Below are 19,297 nucleotides of genomic sequence, written 5' to 3' on the forward strand. Positions count from 1 at the left end.
CGCATCACTACCCAAGACTTGAAGGAGAGAATGATGAACCGCTTTGCCAAAGGGCTTCTGGCCGCAACCGCGCTGACCTTTGCAGCACCAGCCGCATTCGCCGCTGATGCGATCGTCGCCCAGCCAGCAACCGAGATCATTGCCGTCCCACAGGCTTTGACGCCATGGCAGATCCGTGTGCGCGCGTTAGGCGTCATTGCCGAAAACAAGGGCTATGTGAACGGCGTTGATGGCTCTGGCCTCGATTACTCGAAGTCAATCACACCAGAACTCGATATCACCTACTACTTCACCGACAATCTGGCCGCTGAACTCATCCTCGGCACGACCTATGCCAATATCAATGGCACGGGTTCCATTGAAGGTTTGGGCAAGATCGGCAAAGTCTGGATGCTGCCTCCAACCCTGACCATGCAGTATCATTTCACCAACTTTGGCGCATTCAAGCCATATGTCGGCGCAGGCGTGAACTACACCATGTTCTTTAATCAAGATGCGGCTGGCGTCGATTATCTCAAGGTCAAGAACACGTTTGGTGGCGCGCTTCAGGTTGGTTTCGACTACATGATCGATGAACATTGGGGTATCAACTTCGATGTGAAGAAGCTGTTCCTCGAACCAAAATTCGACGCAACACTGGCTGGCGGCACTCAGGTCAGCGGCAAGGCCAAGCTCAATCCTTGGCTGATTGGTACGGGTATCACCTACCGCTTCTAATCTCTAATAATAAGGGCGCGAAAGCGCCCTTTCATTACCACGTTGGCAGCGGTTCGAGATCATGGAGCGCTTCCTGCAAGCGCCGTTTTGTTGAAGGCGTCGTGCCTTCTGGCAGATCGTCCAGCGGAAAAAAACCTGCTTCCGCTATTTCTCTGTCTCGCTGTTTGGGCTCCGCCTGCTCAAACGCCCGACAGACATAAAGCGCCACATGGTCTCGCTTTGAGGCATGTGCATTCTTGTAAAGGGCGAAAAGCTCTGGTCGACCAGTGAGGTAAATATTACCCTCCTCACGCAATTCCTTTTCAAGCGCCTGACCGAATGTCTCGCCGCTATCAACACCGCCACCGGGCAACTGCCAACCGGGCACGTAAGTATGCTTCACCAGAAATACGGAGTTTTTCTTCTCATCGAAAACAATCGCTCTGACGCCCAACGTCATTGGACGCCTCATTAAGAAGTATGTATGAAACAAAAAATGGCGGAAGCGCATACCGTCACTCCAAGAGCATTTCCAACAAAACTGCATAGAGGTTTTGCGTTAGGCAAATGCGGACAAAATATTCTGTTCTTCGAACAGTGCTACAAATACATCAACAAAAAGTCGCTAAACACGGTTTCGGATTAAATAATAATACAGTACACCGACTATATGTTTCGGCTTGCCCATATCTCAGACATCCACCTGTCACCTCTGCCACGTATTCGCTATCGCGAGTTGGCGTCAAAACGTATTACCGGCTATATCAACTGGCTGCGAAACCGTAAGAACGCAATGCACGGCACAGTGCTGGACAGCCTGATTGCCGATATGCTGGCGCAGAACCCCGATCATATTGCGGTCACTGGCGATCTTGTCAATCTGGCGCTTAATCTGGAAATCGATATCGCCCATGATTGGCTTGCCGGCCTCGGCAACCCCGACGATGTTTCCGTTGTGCCCGGCAATCACGATGCTTATGTTCCAGGTGCGCTCGACAAATCCTGCCGTAAATGGGAACCATGGATGCGCGGCGATGGCATAGACAACCACGACGAGCGACCGATATTCCCCTATATGCGAGAACGCGGGCCCGTGGCAATGATCGGCGTCTCCTCTGCACGCGCGACAGCTCCCTTCATGGCCAGTGGTGATTTTAAATCCGCACAGGCCAAGCGTCTGGCCACGGCGCTCGATGAGGCAGGCGCACGGGGACTTTTCCGCATTGTGATGATCCACCATCCACCGATCCATGGTGCAACCCCCACGCATAAGCGGCTTTATGGTATTCGCAGGTTTCAAAAGGTCATTCGCAAGCATGGTGCCGAGCTGGTCATTCATGGCCATACGCATCTCGCGACCCGTTACGACATTGATGGGCCCAACGGAAAAGTGCCAGTTATCTGCGTGCCATCTGCCAGCCAGAATTTCGGCGGGCATAAGCCGCCTGCCCGCTACAATATCTTCAACATCGACCGTAAGCCGCAAGGCGGCTGGCTGTGCCATTGGGAACAACACGGCATCGAAGATGAGAGCGAGCGCATCATCAAGCTTTCAGAGCAGGAACTTTATTAGAAGCATGTCGCAGTTAAATGGATTCATTTAACTTTCGCGAACATGCGACAATTAAAAGTATCTAGAGCGAGCACCATGAGTGCGATTAAACGCGACACGCTCTAGTGCGCCGTGCGCCTCTTTCGGCACTAAAGGTCACTCTAACTCTAGAAGAGAAAAGGCGGCACTTTGTGCCGCCTTTTCTCTTTAACATAAGGTTTCTGTTACTTACCAATGACACGATTGGCAGCTGAAACGATTGCTTCAAGCGAGGCACTCACGATATTGTCGTTGATACCGGCGCCGAACAATTTGCCGTCCGGATAGGCGACTTCGACATAAGAGATAGCGGCTGCGTCCGACCCTTGCTTTAGCGAATGCTCCGAATAATCGATAATCGACATCTTCACGCCGAGATATTTCGACAGCGCATCAATGAAGCCATCAATCGGGCCTGTACCCTTACCTTCAATATTCTTGGTCACGCCGTTATCGGTGATTTCAGCGGTCAGGATACGGCGACCCTTCTGCTCTGGGTCAGGATAGGTATGGTGATCCACAAACTTGATACGGCCTTCCGTCTGCTCGACATAGAGCTTCTGGAACTCTTCATGAATGCGCTTGGATGGCAGCTCCTTGCCTTCTTCATCCGTGATGTTCTGGATGATTTCGCGGAACTCGACCTGCAGATTACGCGGCAGGTTCAAGCCATAGTCAGCCTGAAGAATGTAAGCTATACCGCCCTTGCCCGACTGAGAATTGATGCGGATGATCGCTTCGTACGAACGACCGACATCCTGCGGATCGATTGGCAGATAAGGCACTTCCCAGACCGGCGAATTAGCGGTCTTGCGAACCTTCATGCCCTTGTTGATCGCGTCCTGATGCGAGCCTGAGAAAGCTGTATAAACCAGCTCACCCACATAAGGATGACGCTCCGCAATTTTCAGCTGGTTCGAATATTCGTAGACATCTTTCATGCGATTGATGTCAGTGCAATCCAGCTCTGGATCGATGCCCTGCGTGTACATATTGAGCGCCAGCGTCACCACATCGACATTGCCGGTGCGTTCGCCGTTACCGAACAGCGTGCCCTCGACACGGTCAGCACCCGCCATCAAGGCCAGCTCGGTCGCAGCAATGCCCGTACCGCGGTCATTATGCGGATGCAGTGAAATGATCAGGTTTTCGCGATTGTCGAGGTTGCGGCACATCCATTCGATCTGATCGGCATAGACGTTCGGCGTGTTCATTTCGACAGTCGATGGCAGATTCAGGATCAGCTTGTTCTCAGACGTCGGTTTGACGATCTCGGTCACGGCGTTGCAGATTTCTAGCGCTACATCCAATTCGGTGCCGGTAAAGCTTTCCGGTGAATACTGGAAGCGATAGCCGCCACCCGCCTTTGCCGCCATGTCCATGATCATCTTTGCAGCATCGGTAGCAATTTGCTTGATGCCCTTGACGTCCTTGTTGAACACGACGCGACGCTGCAATTCACTGGTCGAATTGTAGAAGTGGATGATCGGCGTCTTAGCCCCTTCCAACGATTCAAATGTGCGCGTAATCAATTCAGGACGGCACTGCACCAACACCTGCAAATCGACTGTATCAGGCGTATCGCCCTGCTCGATTGCCCAGCGGCAGAAGTCGAAATCGGTCTGCGAAGCCGATGGGAAGCCGATTTCGATTTCCGGGAAACCCATATCGACCAGCAAGCGGAACATACGTTCCTTACGGTCGTGGCCCATTGGGTCAACCAGGGCCTGGTTGCCGTCACGCAGATCCACCGAACACCAGATCGGTGCTTTCTCAATGCGTTTTGCAGGCCAGGTACGGTCGTCGAGTTTTGGAAATGGAAACGGCGAATACTTTACGGCCGCGTCCGGCATACCCTTGTTTCGGCTCTCATGTTTTGAGGCGGAATTCGAGGTGTTTACGTTCTGATTCATGGTCTTCTCATCCTCCCGGCCTATTCGACAGTTCTTAACTGCCCAAATGACACGGATATCTCGTCTTAAAATTCAAATGTGGATTTTGAGAAAGGAGCATACGTCGGCGGGATCGTTATCGACCGCCGGACGCTCCTTTCAACGAGCCCGGCGATCGCCGCTAAGGCCGAGGGTAAGAAGCGAGTTTAGAACGCAAACGTTCACGCGCGCGCTGGAAGCGGCTGCGGAATGTTCCATAGATGTTGCGTTCTTCATAACCATGGACACGCTTTTACACGCGAGGTTCAAAACACGCAAGCCGCTATTTGTTTCATGCGCACCCCGAAAAGTGCGCGGCGGTTTTCGGATAGGATGCGCATCAAATATAAAGATTAGAGCGCCGATCTGATAAAACCAGATCGAAACGCGCTCTAGGCAAATGGCACAGAACTCGTGCCTATCGGCAGCTTCGCCTCATCTTCCGGCTCAACATGGATCACAACGCGTGCGCTTTCGATCTGCATTTTCAGTGCATCTTCGATTCGGTCACATATGACGTGCGCGTCGCCCACGCTCATTTCGGCAGCCACAACCAGATGAAACTCGATGAAGGTGACGCGGCCTGCAATGCGGGTCTTGAGATCATGAACCTCAATTGCGCCACCGGCATTGGCCGAAATCACATCGCGAATCCGCATTTCCTCTGCAGGCTCGACACCGATATCCATCAGGCCCTGTACGGATTTATTGATAACCCCCCAGCCCTGCCAGAGAATGTTGATCGCAACCAGAATGGCAAGCAGCGGATCGAGGATCGCCCAACCCGTAATGACGGCTCCAACAAGCCCCACCAGAACACCGACCGACGTAAACACATCAGTCATAATGTGCTGACCATCTGCTTCCAGCGCAGGCGAACGCGCACTGCGACCAGTGCGAATGAGCAGCAGCGCCCATAAGCAGTTGATGACAGCAGCGCCTGTGTTGATCGCAAGGCCCAGCCATGGCTCATCAAGCTGACGCGGATTCTCAAGCGCAGACCATGCTTCTTTTGCAATCAAAAGTGCTGCAATCGTAATCAGCACACCTTCGACAACTGCCGAAATATATTCTGCCTTGTGATGGCCGAACGGGTGGTTCTCATCGGCTGGCTTATAACTGACGCTGATCGCCCACCATGCCCCAAGTGCTGCAATTACATTGACGATGGATTCCAAGGCATCCGAATAAAGGGCCACGGAACCGGTCAGCGCATAGGCCAGATATTTCAGCCCCATTACGCCCAGCGCAACAGGAATCGACCAAGCGGCGAGCCGCCGAACTTTTACACTCGCGTCCATCACAAACCTTCAGATACTTAAATTCTTATCCCGACTGGCGGGTTCAGGCTAACGAGAAGCCTATTGCGCATTCACTCCGGCGTGGCCGGTAAGCAGCATTTCGATAGCCGTTCTATAGCCCATAAAATCCAAATTTCGAAACCCTGTTTTTTACTTCGCGCATTTAATTTTCTCTTGCGAATGCAATGCATTACAGTTGCAAATGGTTCGCCAAAGCAGCTCTGAAAAACCATGATTTTATAAGGCCATAAACGAAAAAACCGGCCGCAGTTTTCACCACGGCCGGTTGATTGTGTTACGAGTCAGAAAATCAATTAGTAATTGGTGCGACGCGCTTTGTGCTTAGCTGCAAAATGCACCACGACGTTTTCGATCATCCGCATGCCTGCATTGTGACCCAGTGTCATAATGGATTCGGGATGGAACTGAACCGCTGCAACCGGCTCTTTCTTATGCTCGAAAGCCATGATGACACCATCTTCCGTCTCTGCCGTGACCAGGAAATCATCTGGCAGACGTTCAGGATCGGCAAAGATCGAGTGATAACGGCCAACCGTTACTTCCTTAGGCAAGCCTGAGAAAATGCGTTCAGGCTTTGAAACCCTGATACGCGACGGCTTGCCATGCATCGGAATGCGCAGCTGACGCAACGTGCCGCCATAGGCTTCCGCCAGCGCCTGAAGCCCAAGACAGACACCGAAGATCGGCAGCTGACGCTTTCGCGCCTTGTCGATGGTCGCCTTGCAGTCGAAGTCCTGCGGCGTACCCGGTCCGGGCGACAGCACGACAAGATCAGGATTGATGCGGTCGAACACTTCTTCGGCAACCGGCGAACGCACAGTCGCAACCGTTGCACCCGTCTGCCGGAAATAATTGGCGAGTGTGTGTACGAAGGAATCTTCGTGATCAACCAGCAGAATCGAAATCCCCTCACCCACCTTTGCGGCAACGCGTTCTTCAGCAACCTGATTGCTCTTCTGTGCTTCACGCACCGCGGCAATCATTGCGGATGCCTTCAGTTCGGTTTCTGCTTCTTCCTCTTCAGGGTTGGAATCAAACAATAGCGTCGCTCCGGCACGAATCTGCGCCACACCATCCTTGACGCGGATCGTGCGCAGCGTAAGCCCGGTATTCATATCACCATTGAAGTGCATCATGCCGATGGCGCCACCATACCACGCACGCGGGCTGCGCTCGTTTTCTTCGAGAAAGCGCATAGCCCAAAGTTTTGGTGCACCGGTTACGGTTACAGCCCATGCATGACTGAGGAAGCCGTCAAACGCATCCATACCATCGCGCAAACGACCTTCAATATGATCAACCGTGTGGATCAGGCGTGAATACATCTCGATCTGACGGCGACCGATCACCCGCACTGAACCTGGTTCACAAACCCGGCTTTTGTCATTGCGATCGACGTCCGAACACATAGTCAGCTCGGACTCGTCTTTCTTGGAGTTGAGCAGTTTCAGAATCTGCTCCGAATCTGAAATCGCATCTTCACCGCGTTTGATGGTGCCGGAAATCGGGCAGGTCTCGATGCGGCGACCATTGACGCGCACGAACATTTCCGGCGAAGCGCCAACCAGATATTCGTTTTCACCCAGATTGATGAAGAACGAATAAGGCGATGGATTGATCGACTTCAGGCGACGGAAGATTTCAGAAGGAGCCGTGTGGCAGCGCTCATAGAAAGTCTGCCCCGGCACGACTTCAAACAGATCGCCACGCCTGAAGCTTTCCTTCGCGCGTTCAACCAGCTTGGCATATTCGCCCGGATTATGATCGCCACGCGGCAGATCACGCTCTGCAGGCTTGAATGGCTGCACCGGTGTCGCCCGTGCAAGATCATGTGTTGAAGAACCACCGCAGACAAATTCGTAGCGATCCACCCATGCGCGCGCCGAATAGTGGTCGGCCACAAAGATTTCATCAGGAATGAAAAGTACCAGATCACGCTGATCATCAGGACGCTTGAGCTTGTATTCGATCGGATCGAACTGGAACGCGAGATCGTAGCCGAATGCACCATAAAGGCCGAGATTTGCATCTTCTTCGGAGAAGAAAAGGCCCACAATCGCACGCAGCACGGTAAAGACCGAAGGCATACGCGAGCGTTCTTCTTCGGTGAATGTGCCTGTAGGGTCAGCAATCGTCAGCTCGATAAGGTCTTCATCGGCCTTATCGACCTTCACTTCGGCAAGTGCTTGAACCGTCTTGAGGATCGGACGCAGCAGGATCGTGCCGCGCTTGTTCAGCGCTTCGATACGCATCTGACGAGCGCGTGAGGTGATCACGACTGGCGGATCAACAATTGCCGTGTCCCATCGCGTGTAGCGGCCCGGATATTCGTAGTTAGAGGAAAAGACCGCCCCCCGCCGCTCATTGAGAGCATCGATATAAGTCTCGATGGCTCCCTTATAAGCAGTCAGATGGCGCACGCGTTCGACAACAATGCCGCCCGCTGTCTCGTGCGTGAATATCTCGCTATCCGCAATCTTCGCATTCATGACTGGCAAATCCCAAATCTTTTTCGTTGTCGAACACTTCTGAAACCCGGTGTCCCCTACCGCTGACCTTATTCAAACAGCCAAACAAAAAGGCCGCCCGGATAATAATCCCAGCGGCCTGTTCCTAAAACGCAAATGCACAAACGCCTGCGTGGCCGCTTTTAGCGAGCCCACCACCAGCCTTTGATGTCAATGCGCGAAATGTTCATGGCGATACTGTTATCCTTACCGTGCGTCGCTTGCAACTGGAAATTTGAAGCCTAGAGCAGAGCAGTAACATCCCTGTTAGCTCGATACGGCCAGTATTGTCAGCTTGGCTACTGAACGCAATTCAGATTGCGTCTGCTAAGCGGTTTTAAATGACGGAGATGCGCCAGAATAATCAAACTGATAGATAGAGCAGCCTCAGCCTCGGCTGAAACTGCCCTCGTTAAAGCATTTCCAGCAAAAGTGGGAATCGGTTTTGCGTTCGGAAATGCGTAAAAGCAAATAGTCACAGCGGTTCCAACGATTCAACATTGACTGAAACCGCTGTAACATCAGGACAATCCGAATTGTCGAGGTGTACCTTTACCGGCGAGCGGTAGGTATAACACCCGTTAGAAGTCATAACTTTATACGCGCAATATCACTTTAAGTATATCTTGTTTCTACTTTAGATTGCAATCATCTCACAACTGTTAATTCTATCGTTGCCCCTCTCTCTTCAACTGCATGAACGAGCTCCAACTTATGCGTGCGTCAAAAATTTTGCCTTGCGTCAAACGCAGAATTCGGATTCATTTCGCAAGCAAATCATTTACAATTAATCAATAAAAAGCCGCCCAAGCAGGCGGCCTAATGGGGACAACGATGAAAAATATCGATGCGATGGACAGGAGTATTCTGCAAGCGCTTCAGGAAAACGGTCGACTGACCAATACTGAACTCGCTGATCGCATTAATCTTTCCCAAACCGCAACCGCAGAACGCGTCAAACGTCTGACGCGCGAGGGGTATATTCTGGGCTATTCGGCGCACCTGTCGCCAAAGATGCTCGACCGCTCAATGCTGGTTTTTATCGAGATCAAGCTCGACCGCACTACACCGGAAGTCTTTGAAACGTTCTCTACTTTCACACGTGGCAACCCCGATATTCTGGAATGCCATATGGTTGCTGGTGGCTTCGACTATCTGATCAAAGCGCGTGTGTCCGATATGGATCATTATCGGCGTTTTCTGTCTGAGGCGTTGCTTTCGCTGCCCGGCGTGCGTGAGTCCCACACTTACGCGGTTATGGAAGAGGTCAAGGAAACCTCACATATCGCCGTTTGATCTGGTTACACTGACACTTTTATCGCACGAAACAGAGCCGTTTTCGCACCAAGATTCGCTTAGTTTGACGACGGTCAGGACAGTATTGCCCTACAGCATAACTCCTTACACTTGAATCAGTTTAAGGTAAAATTATGCTGTAAATATAGAGTGTTAGAGCGACCTTTGTGCGCCCAAGAGGGCGCACGGCGCTCTAGCGTTCTGATCCGCGCGCTATTGCAAATTATTATTTACGGGTATATACCCGCGTTATGTCTACTCCTTGTATCTGCATCCTTCTGCGTCAAGCGGCTCGCAAATCGTCAGCTATCTACGATGAAGCGCTGGCACCCCTTGGCATCAATATTGCGCAATTCAGCCTGCTGCGAAAAATCTCCCGCGCCGGTTCGATTTCGCTAACCGAGCTTGCCCACAAGGCGGAGCTTGATCGTTCAACGATGGGTCGCAACGCAAAAGTTCTGCAGCGCATGGGATTGGTTGAGCCTGCAGCAAGTGAAGATCATCGCGAAACCAGCGTCACACTCACCGACGAAGGACGAGATATTGTCAGACGTGGAGCGCCGCTGTGGGACAAAGCACAAGACGAAATAGAAGCGCGGCTTGGTGATGACGGTGTTGAACAATTGCAATCGCTACTCCGCGCCATCTCATGACGCTCTGCTCCTTTGACTGAATTGACTACAAACAATGACAGGAACCTGCATAGCCGATAGATGGCGAGCGGTTCCGCCTTCCAATATGCGGCTGGCCGTAACCCAGCTCGAACTCGAAAGCGCCGAAAATGATTTCAGCCAGCCTTGCCAGCTTTCTTGCGCAAAGAAACATCCATTATGGATGGGTCGTCGCTGCTGTCACCTTCCTCACCATGCTGGCAACAGCTGCGGCAATGGGATCGGCGGGCATATTAATTGAGCCGCTTCAGAGTGAATTCGGCTGGACCAACGCGGATATTTCATTCGCGATGGCTCTGCGTCTCGTTTTGTTCGGGCTCATGGGACCGTTTGCAGCTGCTTTCATGAACCAGTTTGGTCTTCGACGGGTGGTCATGGCTGCACTGATCATGATCTCACTAGGCCTTGTAGGCTCGATTTTCATGACTGAGCAATGGCAGATGGTTGCACTTTGGGGTGTCGTCATCGGACTTGGCACTGGCATGACAGCCCTCGTGCTGGGCGCGACCGTTGCCGCGCGCTGGTTTGAAAAGCGCCGCGGCCTCGTCGTCGGCATGATGACGGCCAGTAACGCCACCGGACAGCTTATTTTTATGCCAATTCTGGCCAGCGTGAGTCAGTCGATAGGTTGGCGCACGTCGCTCACAATTGTCATTTCGTTCTTGCTGGCAGCGCTTGTGCTGGTCCTGGCGTTGATGCGTGACAATCCAGCGGATGTCGGACTTAAGCCTTACGGACGAACCGCGCCAATGCCTGCACCGGAACCAAAAAAGCAGTTTGGCTCCATGCTTATCTCGCCGCTGGTGACATTGCGTGAAGCATCTTCCACCTCAACCTTCTGGGTGCTGTTCATCACATTTTTCGTCTGCGGTTTTTCCACGAATGGTCTGATACAAACGCACTGGATTGCACTTTGCGGCGATTTCGGCATCGTACCAGTGGGTGCAGCAGGTATTCTGGCCGTCATTGGCGCGTTCGATCTGATCGGCACTATTGCTTCTGGCTGGCTTACCGACCGCTTCGACAATCGTTGGCTTTTGTTTTGGTTCTATGCCCTGCGCGGCCTATCGCTCATCTATCTGACGTTCACAGACTTCACACTTTACGAACTTGCACTCTTCGCCGTGTTCTATGGCCTCGACTGGGTAGCCACTGTACCACCTACCGTAAAGCTTGCCGCTGAACAGTTCGGTCCTGAAAAAGCCGGTATGATCTTCGGTTGGGTATTCACAGGCCATCAGGTGGGTGCGGCCGCAGCAGCAGCCTTCGCAGGCTATGTCCGCACCGATTACGACAGCTACACACCTGCGCTTATTCTGGCAGGTGCCATGTGCTTCGCTGCGGCGGCGATGGTGTTCCTCATCAATCGCCCTTCCCGCCGCCCTATACTTCAGGCGTCATGATACGCTAAAGCATGTCGAGCTCAAATGGATTCATTTGAGCTCGACATGCGACAGTTAAAAGAATCTAGAGCGAGCGCCATGGGTGCGATTAAGCGCGACACGCTCTAGATTTTCTGCCCTTTCTGTTCAGCGCCAAAACACCGAGACTGATCAGAAGGGCAGCGGTGGTGTCGGTCCAGCCCGGCACTTCTCCGAGCAACAGCAGAGCCAGCACCAAAGTTGCCACCGGAATAAGGGCAGATAAGGCCGCTCCCGCTGCTGTTCCCAAAAGCACAACTGCACGGTTAAAGGCGAAGACACCGAAGGCTGATGTCAACACACCCTGATAAAAGCCCTGCAAAGCAATATCGCCCCAAGCGGTTTCGCCAATGCCTTTTTTCAGGAACAGCACATAGATTGGCAGAAACACCAGCGCAGACGTCACGGCGGCAATCGCTGTAGCGTGAAGCCCGTCCATGCCTTTCCTGCGAAAAACCATCACGTAGATCGACCAGACCAAGGCTGCTGCAAAAAACGAGAGGTGTCCTATCATCTCTTGCCCACCCAATTGCGACAAGCCGGCGATCAATCCGCTTCCAATCAGGATCAGCACCACCCCGGTCCAACGGGATAACGCCAGACGCTCCTGAAGCAGAAGGACACCGAGAATAGCAACGAGTGCTGTCATCAGGCCGGGGATAAGCGCAGCCGCATGGGACGCGGGAGCAAACTGCAACCCGTACACAGTCAGAAGCGCATAGGGAAAGCCAGCGCCAGACGCAAGAAGCACAAAGCCAAGCGGCCCCAATTGTCTAAAGCCGAACCCTTTCGCAAAGACGACCGGCAGCAGCACCAACCCCGCCACACCGAAGCGCAATGCAATAATGTCCGACGGCATGAGTGCTGTTTTAAAGCCAAAGCGGGTCAGTACGAACGAGCCCGACCAGACGAGGACGCCCGAAAGCCCCCAAAGCAAGCCCTTTATCGTATCGTTTGCTGAAACTGGAATAGTCGAATCGGTGGTGGCAGTCATATTTGCTTTGCTCTGATTCATGAATAGTTGGGCGACTATTGCAGAAACAGTGAGCGTAGGCGGCACGGATAAGTCAAATATGAGGTATTAGAAATTCTTATGCCGCTTTGATATTTGCATCTTTGGCGATAACGCAGAAACTATCGATCAAATGCCTTACCGGGCTATCGGCACGATAGACAATATAGACCGTTCTGAATGTCGGCGGATTGAGTTTGATCGCTCGCAGATCATGCAAATCGGAACCCGGTAAGCTGATCTCCGACAACAGCGTCATGCCAATGCCATGTCGCACCATTTCGAGCACAGTGGCAACATCCCGTGTTCTTACCTGCTCGCTTCGCGCCCCCCCATCCGCATGAATGATACGATCAAGGATCAACTCGCAACCCGCAGCCGCAATCAACTGTCGATCTCGCAGATCGCGTGGGGCAACCACATCCCGCCGCATGAAGGGGTCGTCACGTCGACCGACCACGACCAATTCTTCCTGCCCTACTTCAACCGCTTCCAAACCGGAAAATGGCAGTGACGTAATGCCAATATCAGCAATGCCGTCACTCACCCAAAGGCTTACATCCTCGTGTCCGCCTTCAAAAGTGCTGAATTCCACACGCGGATGGAGCCGCAAAAAAGTTTTGCGCAGATCAGGAACCACATATTCCAGCTGGCTGGGAATGGCAGCCACGCGCAGCCTGTCAGGCGCATTGGTGACCATCTTGCGTGCCTGAGCTTCTATCCGATCCATAGCCGATAGAGCACTGCGCGCATCATCAAGAATGGTCTGCCCAAAAGCGGTCAGCATCGCACCGTCGCGTTTGCGGGCAAGCAGATCCAGTCCGAGGATTTTCTCAAGCGTCGACAGCGCCTGACTGGCCCCTGACTGGGTCAGGCCCAGCTTCCGTGCGGCCGCCCCCACACTGCCGGTTTCGGCTACCGCTTCGAGCAAACGCAACTGGACGAGACTGATCTTCATGGCTTAGCTTCCCAATGCCGCATCGCCCCAATCGGCACGGCGCGCCCAACGGAAAAACTCACCGTCCCGCTTGGTGACAAGACGCTCTTCAGCGCTTCCATCTTCGATGCAAAGTTTCAGTGCCACCTTGCCGCCGCCGACACGCGTGGGCGCAATCACCCGCGCTGATGCAGCAAGCGACCGATCACGCGTCGCAGCCAGATAGATGAACTTCTCGTCTTCCCATGGCACTTCGGCATCTTTGGTCAGACGATGAATGCGGGAGCGAGCAACCCGGCGCGAAAAATGGCACCAGTCGGGTGCAATCAACGGGCATTCGAGCTGATGCGTGCAAGGTGCCGCAATATATGCACCCTGTTCAATGAGCGCCGCGCGTGCGTCGAGAATACGCTGCCAGCCTGCAGGAGTTCCCGGCTCTACAATCACGAAAAGATGGCGGGCTGAAGCCCATAGCCGTTCGACAAGCGCCTTGCGATCATGAGGTGCCAGCTCGTCAAGAACATAGGCGATCGTCACAAGATCAGTTTGCGGAAAATCAAGCTTTTCCTTGACCAGATCGCCCGCGCGCCATTCCGTTTCAAGACCCACATTTTCCGCAAGCTTGCCGCCCACTGCACGAATCGCAGGGCTTGCTTCGATCATGGTCGCCGATGCGAGATCGGGCCAGCATTCGCGTGCAGCCCAAAGTGCGGTCCCCGGCCCACAGCCTACATCAAGCATAGTCGTCGGCGCAAAGTCTGGGCACACTTCCGCAACGCTTTCAAAACTTGCGCGCACTGCCGCATAGGTCGCAGGCAATCGCGCAGCAAGATAGGCCTTAGCGGCAAGTTCGTCAGAAATATGCAGGCGACCATCGCGTGTTTCCGCGCGATAGCGCCGCGACAAAACCTCAGACGCGCGCTTGAGGTCGGCCAGAGCCACTCCTTCAAGCGTCGTGTCTACAGCCTGACGCAATAGTGATGGCAATTCCATCGCAGATCAGCGCTCCAGAACCTGCTTTACGTCGACCAGATTGGAACGAACGCGCAGGATATAAAAGCCCATCGTGGTCAGATGTGACGGTGTAAACCATGCATCCGGGCTACCGTTTGAAACAATGAACGGCTGCATATCGAGCGCCGAGCGCAACTGCCGTTCCATTTCATCCCATACGCCATCAAGATGCTTTTCAGCCAGGACCCCGCGGAAATCCGAATGGGCAGCGCGCAAGAGGCCGTAATAGGCATAGAGCTGGCCATAAGCGAACCAGAAGCGATCATCGGCGCGCGTATCAAACCAACCAGCATGATAGTTCTCTGCACGGTCCTTGAGGATTGCTGAGGTCGAACCCAAATCGCTCGCAATGCGATCGACAAACTGGATCAGATTGTCGGCGCGCGCGTCAAACGTGGCCTGACAGTTTTCAAGACGCGTATTGAACGAACGTAAGTCCTTGATCGCCGAGCGATAATAGCTTGGCGTCGGTGTCTTTGGTCCAAACGGGCTCAGGCCAAAATACCAGGCATCTTCGGCAAACTGCAGATTGCCACGCGCCTTTTGCAGATCTCCGTCGATTTGGGATGTGCCACGCAAACGGCCAATATTGTCTACCAACTCGATAGCCGTACGGCGTACGGCTGCATTGATGCCGCGCTGGAACGATGCCTTGTTATCGAGAAATGGCGTGCGATCCCAATCGATTCCAAAGAAACCAACCTTGTAGAGCAGCATGGAGGAAATCCACGCGTTCTGGTTCACGTTGAAATCGGTGAGATCAGCTGCGACTTCAGCAATTGCGGAAGGCGAACACTTACGCGCAGTCGATGGAATCTGCGCGGCCTGCATCGGCTGCGACTGTGACTCCGTCGAGGTTTCGGACTGTGTGTTTGTGTCGCCGTTACCAGCGGCAGGTGTCGTATCCGTACCACCAGCGCTATTTTCGGAAGGTGCTGGCGTTGCCGGTTCGGGCGTTGCAGCCAATGGCGCAGGTGTCTTCTGCACTTCCTCGCCGGGTGTCACTGCCGTCTGATAGCTGTACTTGGCTGGATAATCAGGATTGAAGTTGGTCCAGACCTGCGTTTGCCAGATAAAATAGATATAAAGACCGCCCAGTCCAATTACGGCCACGGCGATCGCAACTTTCCACAAATTTCCCAGCTTAAGGAAAAGCCGCCATAAACCGCCGAGCGGTACTGCTATCAAGCGGGCCAATGCCGCGATAAATCGACCAAGGAAGGAGAAAACGCCCCGTACTGCATTCCACACCGTAAAAATTCCTTCCTCTTGCCTGCAATTGCAGGCTATTCGACATTTTAGATTGTCCGGGTCTTATCCGGCAACTGGCCCGAAAAGCCGCTGACCACTGATCAGCATATTCTGATTAGCTTCACACATCTCAAATAGAGTGCGGCAAGCTTTTCGACAACCTTGAACCAGCCTGTCTCTGACTTTATCGCGTGTTTTCAGCGCTCAAGGGTTGAAACAAGATGCCCCTTGCGTAACATGGCGCCACTTCGCACTGCTTCGGCTTACAAAGCCTCATCTGCAGAACCTTTTTGACTGACGGTCCATAAAAAACGAGTACAACACACCCCAAAGTCGCAATCAGAAATATTTTCGCCGCAATGGTACTTGATCGGCGAAATCTTTGGTGTTTGCTAAAAGCCGGAACCGGAAAAACAATCAACCGTCAAAACGGCCCGGTTAATGGAGAGAGAAATGAAGTCCACTTCGACGTCCACCCTCAAGTATGCCTTGAGTACACTAGCCTTAATGACAGCTGTGTTCGCACTGCCGGGCACCAGCTTCGCGGCCGAACCGGCAAGCTGCTCCACCGTTCGCTTTTCCGATGTGGGCTGGACCGACATCACTTCGACCACGGCGGTGGCTACTGAGATTCTCAAAGGTCTCGGCTACAAGACCGACATCAAGGTTCTTTCCGTGCCAGTGACCTATGCGTCGCTCAGCAAGAAAGACATTGATGTGTTTCTCGGCTACTGGAACCCGTCCATGAGCGCCGATCTCAAGCCTTATCTGGATGACAAGACCGTCGAAACACTCCGCACCAATCTGACGGGCGCGAAATACACCCTCGCCGTACCAAAATATGCCTATGACGAAGGGCTCAAGGACTTCAAAGACATCGCCACTTTCAAAGACAAGCTTGGTGGCAAGATTTACGGCATCGAACCAGGCAATGACGGCAATCGTCTGATCCTCGACATGATCAGCAAGGATGCATTCGGCCTGAAGTCGTTTGAGCTCGCTGAATCGTCAGAACAGGGCATGCTTGCACAGGTCGGCAAGAGCGTTCGCGGCAAGGACCCGATCGTGTTCCTCGCCTGGGAACCACATCCGATGAACAAGCGCTTTGAAATCGCCTATCTGACCGGTGGCGACGATTTCTTCGGCCCGAACCTTGGCGGCGCCAAAGTCGAAACCAATGTCCGCGCAGGCTATGCGCAGGAATGCCCGAATGTTGGCAAGTTCCTTACCAATCTCGAATTCCAGCTCGAAATGGAAAACGAGATCATGGGTAAGATTCTTGACGACGGCGAAGATCCAGCAAAGGCCGCAAACGCTTGGCTCAAGGCAAATCCTGCTGTTCTCGACAAATGGCTCGACGGTGTGACCACTGCTGATGGCAAGGAAGGCCTGCCGGCTGTGAAGTCGGAACTCGGCCTGTAATCTTCAAAGCCTCGGGCCGCGGATCACCGCGGCCTACTCATTTGTGGGTAAATATCCAGAGCAATTCCAGCAAACGTACGTATCGGTTTTGAATTCGGAAATGCGTAAAACAAACAGAAAAGCACGCAGCAGGAGACATGATCGTTGAACTGGCTGACGGACTATAAGATTCCAGTCGGACCAACCGCAAAGTCGGTGGTCGATTGGCTTACGAACAATATGGGTGGTTTTTTCGATACGCTGGCTGCGATCATGCAGTGGCTCATCGATGGATTGTTGTACTTGTTACAGCTCCCGCATCCCCTCGTCTTGATCGTCATTTTTGCAGTGATCGCCTGGTTTATCCAGCGCCGTATTTCGGTGGTTATCCTGACGATTATTGGCTTTCTGTTCATCATCAATCAGGGTTATTGGGATGGCACCCTCAAAACACTGACGCTGGTTCTGTCGGCCTGCTTTCTCTGTATGGCAATCGGTGTACCGCTCGGGATTGCGGCCGCCCATCGTCCCACCCTTTATGCAATCCTGCGGCCAGTTCTCGATCTGATGCAGACGCTGCCGACCTTTGTGTATCTGATCCCGGCCATCGTTTTCTTTGGCATCGGTATGGTACCCGGCTTGCTGGCCACTGCGATCTTCGTTCTGCCCGCACCCGTACGGCTTACACATCTCGGCATCTCATCGACACCATCCTCGCTGATAGAAGCAGGCGAAGCTTTCGGGGCGTCCCGCACTCAGCTTCTCTGGAAGATCGAACTGCCTTATGCCATGCCGCAAATCCTCGCCGGCCTCACCCAAACCATCATGCTGTCACTGTCCATGGTGGTGATTGCAGCACTTGTGGGCGCTGATGGGCTTGGTGTGCCTGTGGTTCGCGCACTCAATTCGGTCAATACCGCGCTGGGCTTTGAATCAGGTTTCGTCATCGTCGTGGTCGCCATCGTGCTCGACCGCATCTTCCGCGCCGGACGCGAAAAGTAGGAGAGCAATCATGACGATCATCGCCTTGAAAGATGTCAGCATCATCTTCGGCAAGAATGGCGATAATGCGCTTGAACTGGCGGATCGCGGCGCTTCGCGCTCAGAAATTCAGGCAGAAACCGATCTTGTTTTGGGCGTACATGACTGCTCGCTCAATATTCAGGAAGGCGAAATTCTTGTCTTGATGGGCCTTTCGGGCTCGGGAAAATCCACCCTGCTGCGCGCCATCAATCGCCTCAATCCAATTTCACGCGGCAGCGTTCTGGTGCGTGACGGTGAGCGAACGATTGACGTGGGCAAAGCCGATCGCGGCACGATGCGGCACTTACGAACTGAACTCGTCTCGATGGTATTTCAGCAATTCGGTCTGTTGCCTTGGCGCACGGTCGAAGAGAATGTGGCTTTCGGGCTGGAAATCTCCGGCATGCGTAAGGACGAGCGGCTTGCACAGGCACGCAAGCAGCTCGAACTGGTGGGCCTGCAAGATTGGGCCACGCGCAAGGTGAGTGAACTTTCAGGCGGCATGCAGCAGCGTGTTGGTCTCGCCCGGGCCTTTGCGACCGGCGCACCGATCCTGCTTATGGACGAGCCCTTCTCCGCTCTCGATCCGCTCATCCGAACACGTTTGCAGGATGAACTTCTGGCTTTTCAATCACGGCTTAAGAAGACCATTGTCTTCGTCAGCCACGATCTTGATGAAGCCATGAAGATTGGTAATCGCATTGCCATCATGGAAGGCGGACGGATTGTCCAATGCGGCACACCGCAGGAAATCCTGCTACAGCCAGCAGACAAGTATGTCGCCGACTTCGTCGCCCACATGAATCCGCTGGGCGTTTTGCGCGCGGGCGATATCATGACGCCATTTGACCGTAATGCGGCACCTCGTCCGTTTGCGGCAACCACACGACGCGAAACGCTCATCCGCGAGTTGATGGGTGCCGTTGCTGACAGCGGCGGTGATGTGGGCATTGTCGAGAACGGCGCGATCATCGGCAAAATTGCCGCCGACGACATCGTGCGCGCGCTTGCCTGGCACCAACAGCGAGGGCAGCATTAGAGTGCATCCCGAAAAGTGCGAAGCGGTTTTCGGAACACGATGCGCGTAAAAACAAATGGATAGAGCATTTCCAATGACTCAATCAAAACAGGAAATGCTCTAGAGTGCCGTGCACCCTCTTGAGCGCACAAACGTCGCTCTAAAACAATGTCTTCAAACAAAAACGCCGCCCCAAAAGGACGGCG

The 19,297-nt window shown here is 53.4% G+C and carries 16 protein-coding genes; 8 read left to right on the top strand and 8 right to left on the bottom strand.

The window, feature by feature from the left end; all coding sequences use genetic code 11:
• Positions 1-33 precede the first annotated feature (33 nt).
• Positions 34-717: an OmpW/AlkL family protein gene (locus OIV19_RS16085; protein ID WP_095447123.1), complete on the top strand. Its 684-nt coding sequence runs from the start codon at positions 34-36 to the stop codon at positions 715-717.
• A gap of 34 nt (positions 718-751) precedes the next feature.
• Here OIV19_RS16085 and OIV19_RS16090 read toward each other — a convergent pair whose 3' ends face one another.
• On the bottom strand, positions 752-1,207 hold the full coding sequence (locus OIV19_RS16090; protein ID WP_095447124.1) for an NUDIX domain-containing protein: 456 nt from the start codon (positions 1,205-1,207) through the stop codon (positions 752-754).
• Between the two features lie 159 nt (positions 1,208-1,366).
• Here OIV19_RS16090 and OIV19_RS16095 point away from each other — a divergent pair, with 159 nt between their 5' ends.
• Positions 1,367-2,269, top strand: a complete 903-nt coding sequence (locus OIV19_RS16095; RefSeq protein WP_264232247.1) for a metallophosphoesterase family protein — start codon at positions 1,367-1,369, stop codon at positions 2,267-2,269.
• A 203-nt stretch (positions 2,270-2,472) separates the two neighbouring features.
• Here OIV19_RS16095 and leuA read toward each other — a convergent pair whose 3' ends face one another.
• The 3 genes from leuA to OIV19_RS16110 form a co-directional block, all read right to left on the bottom strand.
• Complete coding sequence (gene leuA / locus OIV19_RS16100) at positions 2,473-4,200, bottom strand: 2-isopropylmalate synthase (protein ID WP_095447126.1); 1,728 nt, start codon at positions 4,198-4,200, stop codon at positions 2,473-2,475.
• 410 nt (positions 4,201-4,610) lie between these two features.
• The gene (locus tag OIV19_RS16105) at positions 4,611-5,519 is read right to left on the bottom strand and encodes a cation diffusion facilitator family transporter (protein ID WP_095447127.1); all 909 of its coding nucleotides are present in this window, start codon (positions 5,517-5,519) and stop codon (positions 4,611-4,613) included.
• A 314-nt stretch (positions 5,520-5,833) separates the two neighbouring features.
• Entirely contained in the window at positions 5,834-8,029 is a 2,196-nt protein-coding gene (locus OIV19_RS16110) for an anthranilate synthase component I (protein WP_264232248.1), read from the bottom strand.
• A gap of 852 nt (positions 8,030-8,881) precedes the next feature.
• Here OIV19_RS16110 and OIV19_RS16115 point away from each other — a divergent pair.
• From OIV19_RS16115 to OIV19_RS16125, 3 genes are all read left to right on the top strand, one after another.
• Positions 8,882-9,343 (top strand): Lrp/AsnC ligand binding domain-containing protein, encoded by a 462-nt coding sequence (locus OIV19_RS16115; protein WP_095447948.1) that lies wholly within the window; start codon positions 8,882-8,884, stop codon positions 9,341-9,343.
• A gap of 251 nt (positions 9,344-9,594) precedes the next feature.
• Positions 9,595-9,996, top strand: coding sequence for a MarR family winged helix-turn-helix transcriptional regulator (locus OIV19_RS16120; RefSeq protein ID WP_095447129.1), 402 nt, complete (start codon positions 9,595-9,597; stop codon positions 9,994-9,996).
• A gap of 128 nt (positions 9,997-10,124) precedes the next feature.
• Positions 10,125-11,417: an MFS transporter gene (locus tag OIV19_RS16125; RefSeq protein WP_095447130.1), complete on the top strand. Its 1,293-nt coding sequence runs from the start codon at positions 10,125-10,127 to the stop codon at positions 11,415-11,417.
• A gap of 88 nt (positions 11,418-11,505) precedes the next feature.
• Here OIV19_RS16125 and OIV19_RS16130 read toward each other — a convergent pair whose 3' ends face one another.
• The 4 genes from OIV19_RS16130 to OIV19_RS16145 form a co-directional block, all read right to left on the bottom strand.
• Positions 11,506-12,429, bottom strand: coding sequence for a DMT family transporter (locus tag OIV19_RS16130; RefSeq protein WP_264232249.1), 924 nt, complete (start codon positions 12,427-12,429; stop codon positions 11,506-11,508).
• A gap of 97 nt (positions 12,430-12,526) precedes the next feature.
• Positions 12,527-13,405, bottom strand: a complete 879-nt coding sequence (locus OIV19_RS16135) for a LysR family transcriptional regulator (RefSeq protein WP_264232250.1) — start codon at positions 13,403-13,405, stop codon at positions 12,527-12,529.
• Between the two features lie 3 nt (positions 13,406-13,408).
• Positions 13,409-14,377 carry a small ribosomal subunit Rsm22 family protein gene (locus OIV19_RS16140; protein WP_264232251.1) on the bottom strand — a complete coding sequence of 323 codons (969 nt, stop codon included), beginning with the start codon at positions 14,375-14,377 and terminating at the stop codon, positions 13,409-13,411.
• Between the two features lie 6 nt (positions 14,378-14,383).
• Positions 14,384-15,649 (bottom strand): DUF2333 family protein, encoded by a 1,266-nt coding sequence (locus OIV19_RS16145; RefSeq protein ID WP_095447133.1) that lies wholly within the window; start codon positions 15,647-15,649, stop codon positions 14,384-14,386.
• Between the two features lie 453 nt (positions 15,650-16,102).
• Between OIV19_RS16145 and OIV19_RS16150 the strand changes: the two genes are divergently transcribed.
• The 3 genes from OIV19_RS16150 to choV all read left to right on the top strand — a co-directional run bounded on the left by OIV19_RS16150 (position 16,103) and on the right by choV (position 19,112).
• Entirely contained in the window at positions 16,103-17,071 is a 969-nt protein-coding gene (locus tag OIV19_RS16150; RefSeq protein WP_498831054.1) for a choline ABC transporter substrate-binding protein, read from the top strand.
• 144 nt (positions 17,072-17,215) lie between these two features.
• Positions 17,216-18,052 (top strand): choline ABC transporter permease subunit, encoded by an 837-nt coding sequence (choW, locus tag OIV19_RS16155; protein ID WP_095447135.1) that lies wholly within the window; start codon positions 17,216-17,218, stop codon positions 18,050-18,052.
• A gap of 10 nt (positions 18,053-18,062) precedes the next feature.
• Positions 18,063-19,112 carry a choline ABC transporter ATP-binding protein gene (gene choV, locus OIV19_RS16160; protein ID WP_264232252.1) on the top strand — a complete coding sequence of 350 codons (1,050 nt, stop codon included), beginning with the start codon at positions 18,063-18,065 and terminating at the stop codon, positions 19,110-19,112.
• Positions 19,113-19,297: the final 185 nt, after the last annotated feature.

It is taken from the genome of Brucella sp. HL-2, assembly GCF_025846885.2.
Taxonomy (GTDB): domain Bacteria; phylum Pseudomonadota; class Alphaproteobacteria; order Rhizobiales; family Rhizobiaceae; genus Brucella; species Brucella quorumnocens.

Coding starts and splice junctions, on each gene's coding strand:
- choV (WP_264232252.1), top strand. CDS start 18,063: ATGACGATCATCGCCTTGAAAGATGTCAGCATCATCTTCGGCAAGAAT.
- OIV19_RS16105 (WP_095447127.1), bottom strand. CDS start 5,519: ATGGACGCGAGTGTAAAAGTTCGGCGGCTCGCCGCTTGGTCGATTCCT.
- OIV19_RS16110 (WP_264232248.1), bottom strand. CDS start 8,029: ATGAATGCGAAGATTGCGGATAGCGAGATATTCACGCACGAGACAGCG.
- OIV19_RS16140 (WP_264232251.1), bottom strand. CDS start 14,377: ATGGAATTGCCATCACTATTGCGTCAGGCTGTAGACACGACGCTTGAA.
- OIV19_RS16130 (WP_264232249.1), bottom strand. CDS start 12,429: ATGACTGCCACCACCGATTCGACTATTCCAGTTTCAGCAAACGATACG.
- OIV19_RS16120 (WP_095447129.1), top strand. CDS start 9,595: ATGTCTACTCCTTGTATCTGCATCCTTCTGCGTCAAGCGGCTCGCAAA.
- OIV19_RS16125 (WP_095447130.1), top strand. CDS start 10,125: ATGATTTCAGCCAGCCTTGCCAGCTTTCTTGCGCAAAGAAACATCCAT.
- OIV19_RS16150 (WP_498831054.1), top strand. CDS start 16,103: ATGAAGTCCACTTCGACGTCCACCCTCAAGTATGCCTTGAGTACACTA.
- OIV19_RS16115 (WP_095447948.1), top strand. CDS start 8,882: ATGAAAAATATCGATGCGATGGACAGGAGTATTCTGCAAGCGCTTCAG.
- OIV19_RS16090 (WP_095447124.1), bottom strand. CDS start 1,207: ATGCGCTTCCGCCATTTTTTGTTTCATACATACTTCTTAATGAGGCGT.
- OIV19_RS16095 (WP_264232247.1), top strand. CDS start 1,367: ATGTTTCGGCTTGCCCATATCTCAGACATCCACCTGTCACCTCTGCCA.
- leuA (WP_095447126.1), bottom strand. CDS start 4,200: ATGAATCAGAACGTAAACACCTCGAATTCCGCCTCAAAACATGAGAGC.
- OIV19_RS16085 (WP_095447123.1), top strand. CDS start 34: ATGAACCGCTTTGCCAAAGGGCTTCTGGCCGCAACCGCGCTGACCTTT.
- OIV19_RS16135 (WP_264232250.1), bottom strand. CDS start 13,405: ATGAAGATCAGTCTCGTCCAGTTGCGTTTGCTCGAAGCGGTAGCCGAA.